This is a genomic window from Klebsiella sp. K5-306 (assembly GCF_051835185.1).
GTDB classification, from domain to species: domain Bacteria; phylum Pseudomonadota; class Gammaproteobacteria; order Enterobacterales; family Enterobacteriaceae; genus Klebsiella; species Klebsiella oxytoca.
Genome location: NZ_JAIFJY010000012.1, coordinates 1 through 15,141, shown reverse-complemented (window position 1 = coordinate 15,141; position 15,141 = coordinate 1). Strand labels below are relative to the sequence as shown.

Below are 15,141 nucleotides of genomic sequence, written 5' to 3'. Positions count from 1 at the left end.
ACAATGAAAAGTTTAGGCGTAATTGAAACTCGAGGGTTAGTTGCCGCCGTTCAGGCCGTAGATGCCGCCTGTAAAAGCGCAGGAGTGACCTGCTTTGGCTACCGCAAAGTCGGATCGGGGCTGGTTAGCGTCTGCTTTGAGGGGGAGATCAGCGCGATTCACACCGCCATCGAACGCGGCGTGGCCGTCGCTGAGCTTATCGACCCGCAGGTGAAATCCCTGATGATCGCTCGTCCGGAACGCAGCGTCGTGGAAGCCCTCAGCACCCTCAAAGGCCATCCGCCGCGTGCGGAAGCTGCCGCTGCAGCCCCGCTTGAGGCTGAAATCGTCGCACCCGCCGCTGTGGAAACAAGGGAACCCACTGAGCCCGCCGCCGCGCCCGCGGCGACGGAAGATAAAAACGCGGCGATAAGGAAAGGGAAGAAGGCATGATCGACACCCTGCTCCATGAAAAAATCGCCGCCCGCCTGAGCCACGTTGCGCCGGCTATCCCGGTCGGCATCTCTAACCGTCACGTCCATCTGGCGCAGCAGGACGTCGAAGCGTTGTTTGGCAAGGGCTATGTCCTGACGCCGTTTAAGCCGCTGCGTCAGCCGGGACAGTTCGCTGCCCAGGAGTGCGTCACTGTGGTCGGTCCGAAGGGCTCGCTCACCCACGTGCGCGTCCTCGGCCCAACCCGCCCGGTATCGCAGCTGGAAATCTCCCGCGCCGACTGCTTTACCCTCGGCATCAAAGCACCGGTTCGCGAATCCGGCCAGCTGGAGAATGCGGGCAGCGCGCTGCTGATCGGCCCGGCAGGCCACGTTGAACTGCGGTCTCAGGTGATCTGCGCCTGGCGGCATATCCATATGTCACCGCAGGACGCCCGCCAGTTGAACGTCACCAACGGCCAGAAGGTTAGCGTCCGCAGCAACGGTGAACGCCAGCTGACCTTCGATGAAGTGGTCGTGCGGGTACGCGAAGACTTCGCGCTGGAGTTTCATATTGATACCGAAGAGGCCAACGCCGCCGGCTTGAAAAACGGCGCGCAGGTCGCGCTCATCGGCTAACGGAGGCTCGCCATGACCAACCAACAGATGGAAGAGCTGGTTGAACGCATTGTCCAGCGTCTGCGGCCGCCGGTACTGGTAATGGTGACCGCCGCGGCGGGCTACCGGCACGCTATTCGCCAGCGGCTGGCCGGCTGCGGCGAGAGCCTGCACCTGGCGCTGGATAGCGGCATTGACGACGGCGAGCAGTGGCAGAGTATCGGTAAAACGCTACCGGCGGCTGACTGGCAATATGGGCTGCCGTCCGCTGCGTATAAAGCGCTGCTGCTGCCATTTCTCGACTACCCGCTGGCGGCGGATCTGGTGAATGGTTCTCTGCACAGTCCCTTTGCCCGCCGCGTGCACGATGCTCTGCTGAGCGGTCTGCCGGTGCTGGCGCTGCGCTATCACTGCGATCCCGCCAGCGAGCTTAACCAGCTGCGGGGCGCGCAGCCTGATACCGCTTACGCCGGGCATATGCAGGCCACGCTTTCCCGCCTGGCCGAATGCGGCGTCACGCTGTGCACCATGAACGAATTGCTGGAGAAGCTGGCGTCGGGTCGCGAAGTAACGGTGGCGCCGGCGAGCGGTCCGCGCCGTTATCTCACTGTCACAGACGTGGTGAATAATCCGGCGCTGGCCGGTGCGCCTCAAGCGCAGTTAACCGATGCCGCTATCGATTTTTTAAAAAACAGAAAAAAAGAACCTTACCTTAAATAGTAAACCCGGAGTTTAACTTATGTCTTCAAAAACAAAGTGTTGGCTATGGATGCTGCTGGTTATCGTTTCCGAAACCTCAGCCACCTCCACCCTCAAAATGTTCGGCAGCAGTGAAGGGATAACCAAAATGCTGCTGCTCGGGCTGCTGGTACTGCTGTATTGCACCTGCTACTACTCGCTGTCCCGCGCGGTGAAAGATATTCCCGTCGGTCTGGCCTACGCCACCTGGTCCGGTACCGGCATCCTCGTGGTATCGACGCTGGGAATGGCGTTTTACGGCCAGCACCCGGATACCGCCGCCATTATCGGCATGGCGGTTATCGCCAGCGGTATTGTGATCATGAATCTGTTTTCCAAAATGGGTAGCGAAGAGAGCGAGGAAGCGCCCGCAGAAGCCTCGGCTGCTTCATCGCTGGACAAAAAAGTCGCCAACTAACTGAAAAGGAATCGCATATGTTTAACCTCGGATTTTTATGGCTGGCGCTGTCTATCGGCTCCGAAATCACCGGCACGTCGATGATCAAAAAGACCAACGGCTTCAGTAAACTGGCGCCGTCGGTGCTGGTGGTCTGCGCCTACGGCCTGTGCTACTTCGCCCTCACCCGCGCGATGAGCACTATTCCGGTCGGCGTCGCCTACTCGTTATGGTGCGGCTTTGGTATCGTCGGCGTCACGATTTGCTCGATGATCCTCTATAAGCAGAAACCGGATATTCCGGCCATCCTCGCCATGGTGCTGATCATCTCCGGCGGCATCATTATGAACGTCTTTTCCAGCATGTAAGTCACTCCTGCGCCTTCATTTATTGCGGTGAAGGCGCTAAATACCCCTACTAAATAAGCCGTCATTGGCACAATTAAAAAAACAAAAAACCATCGCCTGCTAACCAAATAATCAATAACGCTAAAAATACGACGAGCGTCAAATTTTTATACTCCACTTATCAATAACTAATTTTTTGTGATTTTAATCGTGGTTATTTTCTCATATTACCTTATTTTTATGGCATCCCTTCAACCACAGAGGACGATGTCATGACGCAAAAATCGATTTATCGCCTCATCGCCCAGGGCGGCCTGGACGACTGGTATAATTTAGATCACCGCATCTCCAACGACTTCCCTCGTTAATTCTCCGCTGCTGTTTACTCCCTAAAAAAATTAATTCAGCACTGCGTTTAGTCGCTATTTGTTGCGCCCATTACTTGTCGCCAAATAGCCAGACGCGGCACAGCATTCCCATGGAGAAAATAAATGAAACGTATCCCTGAGCCGTTCCGCATTAAAATGGTCGAAAATATTCGTATGACCACCTTTGACGATCGCGTCAAAGCGCTGGAAGAGGCGGGCTATAACCCGTTTTTGCTCAATAGCCAGGACGTGTATATCGACCTGCTGACCGACTCCGGCACCGGCGCGATGAGCGACCATCAATGGGCCGGGCTGATGATGGGCGACGAAGCCTACGCCGGGTCGCGTAACTATCAGCATCTGTGTGAAAAGGTCAAAGAGATTATCGGCTATCCGTATACCATTCCCACCCACCAGGGGCGCGGCGCGGAGCAGATTCTGTTCCCAAGCCTGATTGCTCGCCGCAAGTCGGCGCATCCGGTGTTTATTTCCAACTTCCACTTCGATACTACCGCCGCTCACGTGGAGCTTAACGGCGCAAAAGCCATTAACGTGGTGACGCCGAAAGCCTTCGACACGACCTCGTGGTACGACTGGAAAGGCAACTTTGATATTGATTTACTGAAAGCGACCATCGCCGAGCACGGCGCGGAAAACGTGGCGGCGATTATTACTACCGTCACCTGTAACAGTTCCGGCGGCCAGCCGGTATCGCTGGCGAATATGCGCGAGGTGTATCAAATTGCGCGCCAGAACAATATTCCGGTGGTAATCGACTCCGCCCGCTTCTGCGAAAACGCCTGGTTTATTAAACAGCGCGAAGAGGGCTATGCCGATAAATCGGTGAAAGAGATTATTCTCGAGATGTACCAGTACGGCGATATGCTGACCATGTCCGCCAAGAAAGACCCGATGGTGAATATTGGCGGACTGTGCTGCTTCCGCGATGACGAAGAGCTCTTCAACGAAGTGCGCATTCGCTGCGTGCCGATGGAAGGCTTTGTCACCTACGGCGGCCTGGCGGGGCGCGATATGGAGGCGCTGGCTATCGGTCTGGAAGAAGGGACCAACGAGGATTACCTCGCTTATCGCATCAATCAGGTGGAGTACCTCGGTGAACGCCTGCGCGAAGGCGGCATTCCGATTCAGTATCCGACCGGCGGCCATGCGGTGTTCGTCGATGCTAAGCTGCTGCTGCCGCATATTCCGCCGGAGCAGTTCCCGGCGCACGCGCTAAACAACGAGCTGTATCTGGAAGCGGGCATTCGCAGCGTGGAAATCGGCTCCCTGCTGCTGGGACGCGACCCGGAAACCGGTAAGCAGAAGGCGTCGCCGATGGAGCTGCTGCGCCTGACCATTCCGCGTCGGGTTTATACCAACGATCATATGGACTATATCGCTGATGCGCTGATCGCCGTTAAGGCGCGCGCCGCCACGATTAAGGGCCTGACCTTTACCTATGAACCGCCGGTACTGCGCCACTTCGTCGCCAGACTGAAACCGGTGAAATAAACCCTATCAGGGCGCTCTCGCAATAAGAGCGCCATTAATTTAACTCCATCTTTTTAAGCTCAATTATTCGGGTTGCGCCGGGTAGCCGTTTGCCCGCAGCCCGTTATTTACTATATAGCCACGTGAGGAATGCACCTTATGGCTACATTATCAGTCTCAAAAGCGGTCTCAACTAATACACCATCGCTGATTGGCGGAGCGATGATTATCGGCGGCACGATTATTGGCGCAGGCATGTTTTCTTTACCGGTGGTGATGTCCGGTGCCTGGTTTTTCTGGTCGCTGCTGGCGCTTATCTTTACCTGGTTTTGCATGCTGCATTCCGGGCTAATGATCCTCGAAGCCAATCTCAATTATCATATTGGCGCCAGCTTCGACACGATTACGAAAGATTTACTGGGAAACGGCTGGAATATTATCAACGGTCTGACCGTCGCCTTTGTATTATATATCCTGACCTACGCCTATATTTCCGCCAGCGGTTCAGTTATTCAGCATACTTTTGCGCAGATGAACCTCGCGGTTCCCGCACGCCTGGGCGGGCTGGCGTTCGCGCTGATCGTCGCCTTTATCGTCTGGCTGAGTACGAAAGCGGTAAGCCGGATGACGACTATCGTGCTGGGCGCCAAAATTCTCACCTTCTTTATGACCTTTGGCGGTCTGATGTGGCACGTGGAGCCCGCGATTCTGTTTAACCGCGCGGAGGTCAATGCGTCCTATCTGCCCTACGTTCTGATGACGCTGCCGTTCTGCCTGGCCTCCTTTGGCTATCACGGCAACGTCCCCAGCCTGATGAAGTACTACGGTAAAGACCCGCTTATCATTCGCCGCTGCCTGCTGCTCGGCACGCTGATGGCGCTGGTGCTATATATCATCTGGCTGGTCGGCACAATGGGCAATATTCCGCGCCCGGCGTTTATCGCTATCGCCGAAAAAGGCGGCAACATCGACGTGCTGGTGCAGACCTTAAGCGGCCTGCTGAACAGTTCGACTCTCGATTTATTGCTGACCGTCTTTTCCAACTTCGCCGTCGCCAGCTCATTCCTGGGCGTAACACTCGGCCTGTTCGATTACCTGGCGGATCTGTTTAAGTTTGACGATAGCCGGCTGGGGCGGTTTAAAACCGCGCTGGTGACCTTTCTGCCGCCGATCGCCGGCGGTCTGCTGTGGCCTGACGGTTTTATCTACGCCATTGGCTTCGCCGGTCTCGCCGCTACCGTCTGGGCCGCTATCGTCCCCGCCCTGCTGGCGCGCGCCTCGCGCAGGCGTTTCGGCAGCCCGAACTATCGGGTCTGGGGCGGCAATGCCATGATTATCCTGATTTTATGCTTCGGCGGCGCCAACGCGATAATTCATGTTTTATCCAGTTTTAACCTGCTACCGGTTTATCGCTAAATGAAAAAAGGGCTTTCACTCGCGCCACTTTTCGTGGCAGGATAAAAAGATGAACAGAAACGTTGTCATCTCTCACCTCCGCCGTTGGTGGCTGCCTGCATAACAGGCGGCAAGATTTCACGTTTCCTCTATTCAAAGCCGCCGGAAGGCGGCTTTGTTGTTTCTGAGTGTCGCCCTTCGGCCTGATAGCATCCTAAGGAGTCACTCATGAACACCAGCCAAACGATCCTGACCGGCGACCGTCCTACCGGCCAGCTGCACCTCGGCCACTACGTTGGTTCCCTGCGCCAGCGCGTGCTGCTCCAGCACGACCATCAGCAGTTTATCCTCGTCGCGGACCTGCAGGGACTGACCGACAACGGCAGTAACCCACAAAAAATCAGCAGCAATATCCTTGAGGTGATGGCCGATTATCTCGCCGTCGGTATCGATCCGCAGAAGACCACCATTTGCCTGCAATCCGCTCTGCCGGCGCTGGCCGAACTCAGCGCGCTGTATATGAATATCGTCACCGTCGCCCGGGTTGAGCGCAATCCGACGGTAAAAAATGAAATCGCCCAGAAGGGGTTTTCCCGCTCGCTGCCGGTGGGATTTTTAGCCTATCCCATAAGCCAGGCCGCCGATATCACCGCCTTTAAGGCCGAACTGGTGCCGGTTGGCGACGATCAGCTACCGATGATTGAACAGACCAACGAGATCGTGCACAAAATGAATAGCCTGACGACGACGCCGATCTTACAGCACTGCAAAGCGCTGCTCAGCGACGTCAGCCGCCTGCCGGGCATCGATGGCAACGCCAAAATGTCGAAATCGCTGGGCAACACGCTCACCCTTTCGGCCAGCGAAGAGGAGATCCATCGTGCGGTCAGCGCCATGTATACCGATCCGAATCACCTGCGGGTCGCCGACCCGGGTCAGACAGAAGGCAACGTGGTCTTTACTTATCTCGATGCCTTTCATGCTGATAAGGCCTTCGTTGCCGAGATGAAAGCCCACTATCGGCGCGGAGGGCTGGGAGACAGGCAGTGCAAAAATGCGCTGGAGACCTGCTTACAGGAGCTGCTGGCGCCGATACGCGAGCGTCGGGCGACTTATATTCAGGATAAAGGCATGCTGCTGGCGCTGCTGCGCCGGGGAAGCGAACGGGCGCACGAACTGACACAACGGACGCTGCATGAAGTAAAACGCGGGCTGGGGCTGCCGGTGCTGTTTTGAGGCGTGGAAATATCTCCGCGTTGAAAGCCGTTGCCATATCTCTCCCGGGGGCGGCGCCTGACGCGCCTTGCCCGGGCTACAGGTTCACCGCCGCCTGCGGTCAGGTAGCCCGGACAGGCGCAGCGCGCCGCCTCCGGGAAGGGCTCGGCAGATTGGCAGATTAATTCCCGTCGCCTTCATGCATCTTCACGCAGTTGCGCCCATTGCGCTTGGCGACGTACAGCGCGCTGTCGGCATCGCGCAGCAGCAGATTGTAATCCGGATGACCGGAGTGGACGGCGTAGCCGATGCTGGCGGTAATCGAAATCTCATTGTCAGCGCCAACGCTAAATGCCAGCTGGCTGATTTTTTTACGCAGCCGTTCGAGGATAGTAAAGGCTTCCGCAGCGCCGGTCTCCACCAGCACCAGCAGAAACTCTTCGCCGCCGTAGCGGAAGATATAATCGCTGGAGCGAATATTATCGCTGAGCAGCTCCGCAACGTGCTTAATCGCCCGGTCGCCGACCATATGACCCCAGCTATCATTGATCTCTTTAAAGTGGTCGATATCGATAATCGCCACCGTCATCGGCAGTTCATATTCCATCGCCAGCGTCACTTCATGCTTAAGCACCACCGGCAGATAGCGGCGGTTCAGCAGGCTGGTCAACGTATCTTTACCGCTTTGCATCTGCGACAGGCTGCTAAACAGCACGCCCAGCTGGCTGCCGATCTGCTGGCAATGGATATGGATCCCCTGCAGCAGAGCCTGCGTATTTTTATACTCAGAACCGTCAGATGAGGATTTCCAGGCGGATAACAGCGCATCCACCTTGCTAATTAAATCGGCGATTTCCTGCATTTGCGGATTTTTGTTAAAATAACGCACGCATTTATGGCGGAACCACAGGCCAAATTCCGAATCAGATAATAACGCCCCGTTAATATCCGTTTTATTATCGCTGACAATATTAAAAATAGCGGTATTTTCCCATCCGGAGAGCGAAGCCTGCTGTTTGCCATATTCCAGCGGCACGTTATCCATCAGGCTATACAGGCGGTAGGCCTCTTCATTTTTCGTCGCCCGATAGTGCGACAGGGTATAGGCATGGCACATCATTTCTACCGCCATATTAATGGCCATGATGGCGTAGTAGATGGCGGCGACGCTGGTCTCGCGATCGAAGTGACTATCGCGGATATTTTCAATCAGCCCGGCTTTCAGCTGGCGCGCGCCGCGAAGTACCGCCTCTGCCGGGATTCCGATGCGTGAATGAATGCTGCCGATCAGATACTGCCGCTCCGCCAGCGCCTGCAAATTTTCCTTATCGCACATCAGGATATCTTTCACCCATCCGGCCAGCGAGCTGCTGAGCCGTTCCTGAACTAAGTCATAGCTAAGGTGCCGCGCGATGTCAGGATCCTGGAAAATAAAATCATAAAAACGGGTCGCTAACGCCTCCGCCTGCTGCCCGGCAATATTTTTAAGTACCGCCCTCACTTCCGGCGTCAGGCTGTCGTACAGCGGCAACCACTCCTTAAAAATAATTGAGATATATTTTTGGCTTTCATCTTTCATTGAATAAAGCGCTCGCCCGGCGTGAGTGTATTTTCAGGGCCGCCGATCATACAACAGTTCTCCAGGAGCAACCAGATTAAAAATGCACCAGTCGCCCGGGAATAATATCCTCTGGTTATTAGCGCTGAAAAATAGCTTATATGTACGATGATTTAATGAAGCGCGGAAAGATTATCTGCGCCGGTATCCGGAGCATAAAACCCAATAAGCATAATGGATAATATTGACCCACTGCGCTGCGGACCGTTTTTATGTTAACTCAACGACAAGACCCTGCTTTGTATATGGACATACTCATCGCGGGTGTTAGTATGACATTGACGGTAGCAATAAATATGCGTGTTTCATTTAAGGCGAGGATTGCTGATGATGACCACATTGATCGCACCTCCTTCTGACCGGTTAGCAGCGCTGCTGGAACCCTGCGCCGGTTGGCCTTATCCCCGATTTCTCCCTTTCCTGAAGAGACGAAACTTCGCCATGCGGAGGAGAAGCGCGCACCACTCAGCCAATGGAAAAAAGCGAGTCGCGTATGGACAAAATCAAACGACGTTGGGTTGGATACGTTATTGGTTTAGCAGTGGTGATTGCCGCTGCGGCATGGTGGATGCTGCGCCCGCCGGGGGTTCCGGCAGGATTTGCCAGCAGTAACGGTAGAATCGAAGCCACAGAAGTCGATATTGCCACCAAAACCGCCGGACGTATCGATACCATCCTGGTCAAAGAGGGGCAGTTTGTTCGTCAGGGCGATGTGCTGGCGCGTATGGACACCCGAGTGCTCAACGAACAGCGGCTGGAGGCCGCCGCGCAAATCAAGGAAGCAGAGAGCGCGATTGCCGCCGCGAAAGCCCTGCTCGACCAGCGTCAAAGCGAAATGCGCGCCACGGAAGCGGTGGTGAAGCAGCGGCAGGCGGAGCTGAACTCCTCGGCTAAACGCCACGTCCGCTCCAGCACGCTCTCGCAGCGCGGTGCAGTCTCCGCCCAGCAACTGGATGACGACCAGGCGGCGGCAGAAAGCGCCAGGGCGGCGCTGGAATCCGCGAAATCTCAGGTCTCTGCCGCCAGGGCCGCGATTGAGGCGGCGCGAACCAGCATCATTCAGGCGCAAACCCGGGTCGAGGCCGCCCAGGCGACCGAACGGCGGATTATCGCCGACATCGACGATAGCGAGCTGAAAGCGCCGCGCGATGGCCGTATTCAGTACCGCGTTGCCGAACCAGGAGAGGTACTGGCGGCGGGAGGCCGGGTGCTGAATATGGTCGACTTGTCCGACGTTTATATGACCTTCTTCCTGCCGACCGAGCAGGCGGGTCTGCTGGCGCTGGGCAGCGAAGCGCGAATTATCCTTGATGCCGCGCCGAACCTGGTGATTCCCGCCAATATCAGTTTTGTCGCCAGCGTGGCGCAGTTTACGCCCAAAACGGTGGAAACCAGCGATGAACGGCTGAAGCTGATGTTCCGCGTGAAAGCCCGCATTCCGCCAGAGCTGCTGGCAGAGCATCTGGAGTATGTGAAGACCGGCCTGCCCGGTATGGCATGGGTCCGTCTGGATAACCAGCAGGCGTGGCCTGAAGCGCTGAAGGTGAGGTTGCCGCAATGAAAACCGTCGCCCGCCTGGAAAACGTCAGCCAGCACTTTGGCGTAACCGTCGCGCTGAAGGACATTACGCTGAGCATTCCCGCCCGCTGTATGGTGGGCCTGATCGGGCCTGACGGCGTGGGCAAGTCCAGCCTGCTATCGTTGATCTCCGGCGCGCGAGTGATTGAGCACGGTAACGTCATGGTGCTCGGCGGCGATATGAGCGATGTGCGCCATCGCCGGGACGTCTGCCCGAAAATCGCCTGGATGCCGCAGGGGCTAGGAAAGAACCTCTACCATACCCTGTCGGTCTATGAAAATGTCGATTTCTTTGCTCGTCTGTTCGGCCATGATAAAGCCGAACGCGACATCCGCATCAATGAGTTGCTGCAGAGTACCGGCCTGGCGCCGTTTCGCGACCGTCCGGCGGGAAAACTCTCCGGCGGGATGAAGCAAAAGCTCGGCCTGTGCTGCGCGCTTATTCACGACCCGCAGCTGCTGATTCTTGATGAACCTACCACCGGCGTCGATCCCCTCTCGCGAGCGCAGTTTTGGGATCTGATCGACAGCATTCGCCAGCGTCAGCCGGACATGAGCGTGCTGGTCGCCACCGCTTACATGGAGGAGGCGGAACGTTTTGACTGGCTGGTAGCCATGAACGCGGGGGAAGTTCTGGCAACCGGCAGCGCCGATGAGCTTAAAGCGCATACGGCAAGTCAGACGCTGGAACAGGCGTTTATCGCTCTGCTTCCCGAAGCCCAGCGCCTGGCGCATAAAGAAGTGATCATCCCACCGCGCAATGCCGATGAAAGCGAAATTGCGATTGAAGCGCGCGGGCTGACGATGCGCTTCGGTCAATTTGTCGCCGTTGATCACGTCAACTTTCGCATCGCCCGCGGCGAGATTTTCGGCTTCCTCGGATCTAACGGCTGCGGCAAATCAACAACCATGAAAATGCTGACCGGACTGCTACCGGCCAGCGAAGGCGAGGCGTGGCTGTTTGGACAACCGGTCGATCCCAGAGATATCGAAACCCGCCGCCGCGTCGGCTATATGTCGCAGGCCTTCTCTCTCTATAGCGAACTGACCGTACGGCAAAACCTTGAGCTGCATGCCCGCCTGTTCCACATTCCGGATGCGGAGATCCCCGGGCGGATCGCCGAAATAAGCCAGCGCTTTATGCTGGAAGAGGTAGAGGATACCCTGCCCGCTTCGCTACCGTTAGGTATTCGTCAGCGGCTCTCGCTGGCGGTCGCGGTGATTCATCGCCCGGAAATGTTAATTCTTGACGAACCTACCTCCGGCGTCGATCCGGTGGCCAGGGATATGTTCTGGCAGCTAATGGTCGATCTGGCCCGTCAGGATCGGGTGACCATTTTTATCTCCACCCACTTTATGAATGAAGCGGAACGCTGCGATCGCATTTCGCTGATGCATGCCGGAAAAGTCCTGGCCAGCGATACGCCGCAGGCACTGGTCGAACAGCGCGGTTCGGCCACGCTTGAAGAGGCATTTATCGCCTGGCTACAGGAGGCGGCAGAGGCGACGCAGCCGCCAGATGCGCAGGCTACAGCGGTTCCCGCGATAGAACACAAAACCGAAAGCAGTGTGCCGCGACAGGCGTTCAGCCTGCAGCGCCTGTTTAGCTACAGTCGCCGCGAGGCGCTTGAGCTGCGCCGCGATCCGGTTCGATCGACCCTGGCGCTGCTCGGCACGGTGATCCTGATGTTTATCATGGGTTACGGGATCAGTATGGACGTCGAAGATCTGCGATTTGCGGTGCTCGACCGCGACCAGACCGTCAGCAGCCAGGGATGGTCGCAAAATATCGCCGGCTCGCGCTACTTCATCGAACAGCCACCGCTACAAAGCTATAGTGAACTGGACAGAAGAATGCGCAACGGCGAGCTGGCGGTGGCTATCGAGATCCCGCCCAACTTTGGCCGCGATATCGCCCGAGGGACGCCGGTGCAAATTGGCGTCTGGGTGGACGGCGCGATGCCGAACCGCGCGGAAACCGTGCGCGGCTACGTGCAGGCCATGCATCTGGCCTGGCTGCAGGAGATGGCCAGCCGCCAGGCTAGCCCCAATCGCGATACTTCACTGATTTCCATTGAGACCCGCTACCGCTATAACCCGGATGTGAAGAGCCTGCCGGCTATTGTTCCGGCGGTGATCCCGCTACTGTTGATGATGATCCCGGCGATGCTCAGCGCGCTCAGCGTGGTCCGCGAGAAAGAGCTTGGTTCAATCATCAATTTATACGTGACGCCAACCACTCGCAGCGAATTTCTGCTGGGTAAACAGCTGCCGTATATCGTACTGGGGATGTTTAACTTCTTTCTGCTCTGCGCACTGTCGGTCTTTGTCTTTGGCGTACCGCACAAAGGGAGTTTTCTGACGCTCACCCTGGCCGCGCTGCTCTACGTCACTATCGCCACCGGACTTGGCCTGCTGATTTCAACCTTTATGAAAAGTCAGATTGCGGCGATTTTCGGCACCGCGATCATTACGCTTATCCCGGCGACGCAGTTTTCCGGGATGATCGACCCCGTCGCCTCGCTGGAAGGGCCTGGGCGCTGGATTGGCCAGATTTATCCAACCAGCCACTTTCTGACGATTGCGCGAGGAACGTTTTCCAAAGCGCTGAATCTGACCGACCTGTGGGGATCCTTTATTCCGCTACTTATCGCGGTTCCGCTGGTGCTGGGCCTGAGCGTGTGGCTGTTGAAAAAACAGGAGGGATAATGCGCGGACTACGCAATATTTATAATTTGGGAATGAAAGAGCTCCGTAGCCTGTTGGGCGATAAAGCGATGCTGACGTTAATTGTCTTCGCTTTTACCGTCTCGGTTTACTCCTCCGCAACCGTCATGCCGGGTTCGCTGCATCTGGCGCCCATCGCTATTGCCGACATGGATAAGTCGCAGCTTTCATCGCGTATCATCAATGGTTTTTACCGGCCCTGGTTTTTGCCTCCGGAGCTGATTACAGCTGATGAGATGGACGCCGGACTGGATGCGGGGCGGTATACTTTCGCCATCAATATCCCGCCGGATTTTCAGCGCGACGTTCTGGCCGGACGCCACCCCGAGCTGCAGGTTAACGTGGACGCGACGCGAATGAGCCAGGCGTTTACCGGCAATAGCTATATCCAGAATATTGTCACCGGCGAGGTGAACAGCTTTGTCGCCCGCTACCGGGACAACGGCACGCTGCCGGTTGAGCTGGCCGTCAGAATGCGTTTTAACCCGAATCTGGAGCAGGAGCGTTTCGGCGCCGTCATGGCAATCATTAACAATATCACCATGCTGGCGATCGTGCTGACCGGGTCGGCGCTGATACGCGAGCGGGAACATGGTACCGTGGAGCACCTGCTGGTTATGCCGGTCACGCCGTTCGAAATCATGATGGCAAAGATATGGTCAATGGGGCTGGTGGTGCTGGTGGTTTCCGGGCTCTCGCTGATGCTGATGGTTCAGGGGGTTCTGCAGGTACCGATAGAGGGCTCAATACCGCTATTTATGCTGGGGGTAGCCCTGAGCCTGTTTGCTACCACCTCAATCGGCATTTTTATGGGGACGGTGGCGCGTTCAATGCCGCAGCTGGGGCTGCTGATGATTCTGGTGCTTTTGCCACTGCAGATGCTATCCGGCGGCTCCACGCCTCGCGAAAGTATGCCGCAGGCAGTACAGGACATTATGCTCACCATGCCGACAACCCACTTTGTTAGTCTGGCGCAGGCTATTCTTTATCGAGGCGCTGATTTCTCTATCGTCTGGCCGCAGTTTCTGACGCTGCTGGCTATCGGTGGCGTGTTTTTTACTATCGCGCTACTGCGTTTTCGTAAGACGATCGGGGAAATGGCCTGAGGTCATGCCGGTATCGTCGCTTGTCGCCGTACCGGCTCTATTTCTTACGGTTCATAAAGCGCCGCAGGAGCCAGGTGAATCCCATCGCCATGCTGAACAGGATAAATAGCAGCAGCACCCAGCTAACGGAGATTCGCAGCAGCGTACTTAGCGTCATAAAAGGCTGTAAATTCACGGTAAATGAGTGGTCTACCGACTTGCCCAGCATCGTCATTACGCTCTCCGTTAGCCATACGAGCAGCCAACAAACCAGCCAGATAATCGCCGGCCAGCAGAGCAAAACCAGAAAGGTAAAACGCTCCTGGATATAATTTATCAGTTGGCGCAAAGGAGGCCAGTTAATCAGAATTTTCATTACTATTCTCATATTGCCAGCCGGTAACATGCATTATTCGTCAAAAGACGTTACCGGGTTAGCTTCCATACAGGCAATGCACCCTATGTTTTTAGCAAATTTGAATTAACTTAAACCAGATCGAGTTAACAAAGTGTTAAGGACACTAAGACATTTCGCTGAAAAAGTCCAGCGGTTATGCCCATAGCCCGCCGCGTCGCGAAGCTTTCTCACCTGTTTGTTAATATATTTACATTAGAGTAACTTAAGAATTAGCACAGAAATATTCTTTAAATAATTCACATTAAATATTAAGAAGCAGGTTTATATATATGGTTATTTCTTTGTCAATTGCCAATCAATAGAAAACAACGCCTCAGGATATTATTTCATTCAGAAAGCGAATTTATCGTCGATTATTTTCCAATAAATAATTACGCTGCCATAAATGTATTTTCATTCTTCGTAGCGGCTAATTGGTAGTTTTCGGGGCGGCCTCCACAGAAACAGAGACGCTCACAAGGATGATGCAGGCAATAAAAGATAAAACGTTATCTGTATCAACAAGATGGGGAGATTCTGCGCATGAGAGCCAGCGATACCCTCGGACAGCAGGCGTCCCGCACAAGAGCGAGAAATGTTGCCCGTGGCAGGAAAAAAGCAAATTTACTTCAAAAACGCAAAAAGCCCATCCGTCAGGATGGGCTCTTCACTTGTTTGATGCCTGGCAGTTCCCTACTCTCACATGGGGAGACCCCACACTACCATCGGCGCTACGGCGTTTCACTTCTGAGTTCGG

14 protein-coding genes and 1 rRNA gene are annotated in these 15,141 nt (G+C 55.6%); 12 read left to right on the top strand and 3 right to left on the bottom strand.

Annotated elements, in window-relative coordinates:
* Positions 1 to 3 precede the first annotated feature (3 nt).
* The 9 genes from K2184_RS18205 (at position 4) to trpS (ending at position 7,000) form a co-directional block, all read left to right on the top strand.
* On the top strand, positions 4 to 432 hold the full coding sequence (locus K2184_RS18205; RefSeq protein ID WP_064407095.1) for a BMC domain-containing protein: 429 nt from the start codon (positions 4 to 6) through the stop codon (positions 430 to 432).
* Entirely contained in the window at positions 429 to 1,049 is a 621-nt protein-coding gene (locus K2184_RS18200; RefSeq protein ID WP_004108682.1) for a phosphate propanoyltransferase, read from the top strand. Before K2184_RS18205 ends, K2184_RS18200 begins: the two co-directional genes overlap by 4 nt.
* 12 nt (positions 1,050 to 1,061) lie before the next feature.
* Positions 1,062 to 1,748 carry a hypothetical protein gene (locus tag K2184_RS18195; RefSeq protein WP_064407096.1) on the top strand — a complete coding sequence of 229 codons (687 nt, stop codon included), beginning with the start codon at positions 1,062 to 1,064 and terminating at the stop codon, positions 1,746 to 1,748.
* 19 nt (positions 1,749 to 1,767) lie between these two features.
* The gene (locus tag K2184_RS18190; protein WP_004108687.1) at positions 1,768 to 2,184 is read left to right on the top strand and encodes a DMT family transporter; all 417 of its coding nucleotides are present in this window, start codon (positions 1,768 to 1,770) and stop codon (positions 2,182 to 2,184) included.
* Positions 2,185 to 2,201: 17 nt separating this feature from the next.
* A complete protein-coding gene (locus K2184_RS18185; RefSeq protein ID WP_004108688.1) occupies positions 2,202 to 2,531 on the top strand; it encodes a DMT family transporter in 330 nt (109 codons plus the stop codon).
* A 251-nt stretch (positions 2,532 to 2,782) separates the two neighbouring features.
* On the top strand, positions 2,783 to 2,878 hold the full coding sequence (gene tnaC, locus K2184_RS18180) for a tryptophanase leader peptide (protein WP_004098218.1): 96 nt from the start codon (positions 2,783 to 2,785) through the stop codon (positions 2,876 to 2,878).
* Positions 2,879 to 3,001: 123 nt separating this feature from the next.
* Positions 3,002 to 4,390, top strand: coding sequence for a tryptophanase (gene tnaA / locus K2184_RS18175; RefSeq protein WP_004108691.1), 1,389 nt, complete (start codon positions 3,002 to 3,004; stop codon positions 4,388 to 4,390).
* 138 nt (positions 4,391 to 4,528) lie between these two features.
* On the top strand, positions 4,529 to 5,785 hold the full coding sequence (gene mtr / locus K2184_RS18170) for a tryptophan permease (protein WP_004108693.1): 1,257 nt from the start codon (positions 4,529 to 4,531) through the stop codon (positions 5,783 to 5,785).
* 207 nt (positions 5,786 to 5,992) lie between these two features.
* Positions 5,993 to 7,000: a tryptophan--tRNA ligase gene (gene trpS, locus K2184_RS18165; RefSeq protein ID WP_004108695.1), complete on the top strand. Its 1,008-nt coding sequence runs from the start codon at positions 5,993 to 5,995 to the stop codon at positions 6,998 to 7,000.
* A gap of 160 nt (positions 7,001 to 7,160) precedes the next feature.
* Here trpS and K2184_RS18160 read toward each other — a convergent pair whose 3' ends face one another.
* Entirely contained in the window at positions 7,161 to 8,558 is a 1,398-nt protein-coding gene (locus K2184_RS18160; protein ID WP_004108697.1) for a diguanylate cyclase, read from the bottom strand.
* A gap of 532 nt (positions 8,559 to 9,090) precedes the next feature.
* Here K2184_RS18160 and K2184_RS18155 point away from each other — a divergent pair.
* The 3 genes from K2184_RS18155 to K2184_RS18145 are packed head-to-tail and all read left to right on the top strand — an operon-like array spanning position 9,091 to position 14,008.
* On the top strand, positions 9,091 to 10,158 hold the full coding sequence (locus K2184_RS18155; protein ID WP_049592124.1) for an HlyD family secretion protein: 1,068 nt from the start codon (positions 9,091 to 9,093) through the stop codon (positions 10,156 to 10,158).
* Positions 10,155 to 12,884 (top strand): ribosome-associated ATPase/putative transporter RbbA, encoded by a 2,730-nt coding sequence (gene rbbA / locus K2184_RS18150; RefSeq protein ID WP_163525815.1) that lies wholly within the window; start codon positions 10,155 to 10,157, stop codon positions 12,882 to 12,884. The genes K2184_RS18155 and rbbA overlap by 4 nt, the downstream gene beginning before the upstream one ends.
* Positions 12,884 to 14,008, top strand: coding sequence for an ABC transporter permease (locus tag K2184_RS18145; protein WP_004108704.1), 1,125 nt, complete (start codon positions 12,884 to 12,886; stop codon positions 14,006 to 14,008). Before rbbA ends, K2184_RS18145 begins: the two co-directional genes overlap by 1 nt.
* 37 nt (positions 14,009 to 14,045) lie before the next feature.
* Here the strand turns inward: K2184_RS18145 and K2184_RS18140 are convergent, their stop codons facing one another.
* Together K2184_RS18140 and rrf are read right to left on the bottom strand one after the other, a co-directional pair.
* Positions 14,046 to 14,363 (bottom strand): hypothetical protein, encoded by a 318-nt coding sequence (locus K2184_RS18140; protein ID WP_004108706.1) that lies wholly within the window; start codon positions 14,361 to 14,363, stop codon positions 14,046 to 14,048.
* Between the two features lie 701 nt (positions 14,364 to 15,064).
* Positions 15,065 to 15,141, bottom strand: a 5S ribosomal RNA gene (gene rrf / locus K2184_RS18135); the annotation flags it as partial.

Excerpts from the sequence above, each read along its gene's own strand:
- K2184_RS18145 (WP_004108704.1), top strand. The coding sequence starts at position 12,884 with ATGCGCGGACTACGCAATATTTATAATTTGGGAATGAAAGAGCTCCGT.
- K2184_RS18160 (WP_004108697.1), bottom strand. The coding sequence starts at position 8,558 with ATGAAAGATGAAAGCCAAAAATATATCTCAATTATTTTTAAGGAGTGG.
- tnaC (WP_004098218.1), top strand. The coding sequence starts at position 2,783 with ATGACGCAAAAATCGATTTATCGCCTCATCGCCCAGGGCGGCCTGGAC.
- K2184_RS18155 (WP_049592124.1), top strand. The coding sequence starts at position 9,091 with ATGGACAAAATCAAACGACGTTGGGTTGGATACGTTATTGGTTTAGCA.
- K2184_RS18140 (WP_004108706.1), bottom strand. The coding sequence starts at position 14,363 with ATGAAAATTCTGATTAACTGGCCTCCTTTGCGCCAACTGATAAATTAT.
- K2184_RS18185 (WP_004108688.1), top strand. The coding sequence starts at position 2,202 with ATGTTTAACCTCGGATTTTTATGGCTGGCGCTGTCTATCGGCTCCGAA.
- mtr (WP_004108693.1), top strand. The coding sequence starts at position 4,529 with ATGGCTACATTATCAGTCTCAAAAGCGGTCTCAACTAATACACCATCG.
- tnaA (WP_004108691.1), top strand. The coding sequence starts at position 3,002 with ATGAAACGTATCCCTGAGCCGTTCCGCATTAAAATGGTCGAAAATATT.
- rbbA (WP_163525815.1), top strand. The coding sequence starts at position 10,155 with ATGAAAACCGTCGCCCGCCTGGAAAACGTCAGCCAGCACTTTGGCGTA.
- trpS (WP_004108695.1), top strand. The coding sequence starts at position 5,993 with ATGAACACCAGCCAAACGATCCTGACCGGCGACCGTCCTACCGGCCAG.
- K2184_RS18190 (WP_004108687.1), top strand. The coding sequence starts at position 1,768 with ATGTCTTCAAAAACAAAGTGTTGGCTATGGATGCTGCTGGTTATCGTT.
- K2184_RS18205 (WP_064407095.1), top strand. The coding sequence starts at position 4 with ATGAAAAGTTTAGGCGTAATTGAAACTCGAGGGTTAGTTGCCGCCGTT.
- K2184_RS18195 (WP_064407096.1), top strand. The coding sequence starts at position 1,062 with ATGACCAACCAACAGATGGAAGAGCTGGTTGAACGCATTGTCCAGCGT.
- K2184_RS18200 (WP_004108682.1), top strand. The coding sequence starts at position 429 with ATGATCGACACCCTGCTCCATGAAAAAATCGCCGCCCGCCTGAGCCAC.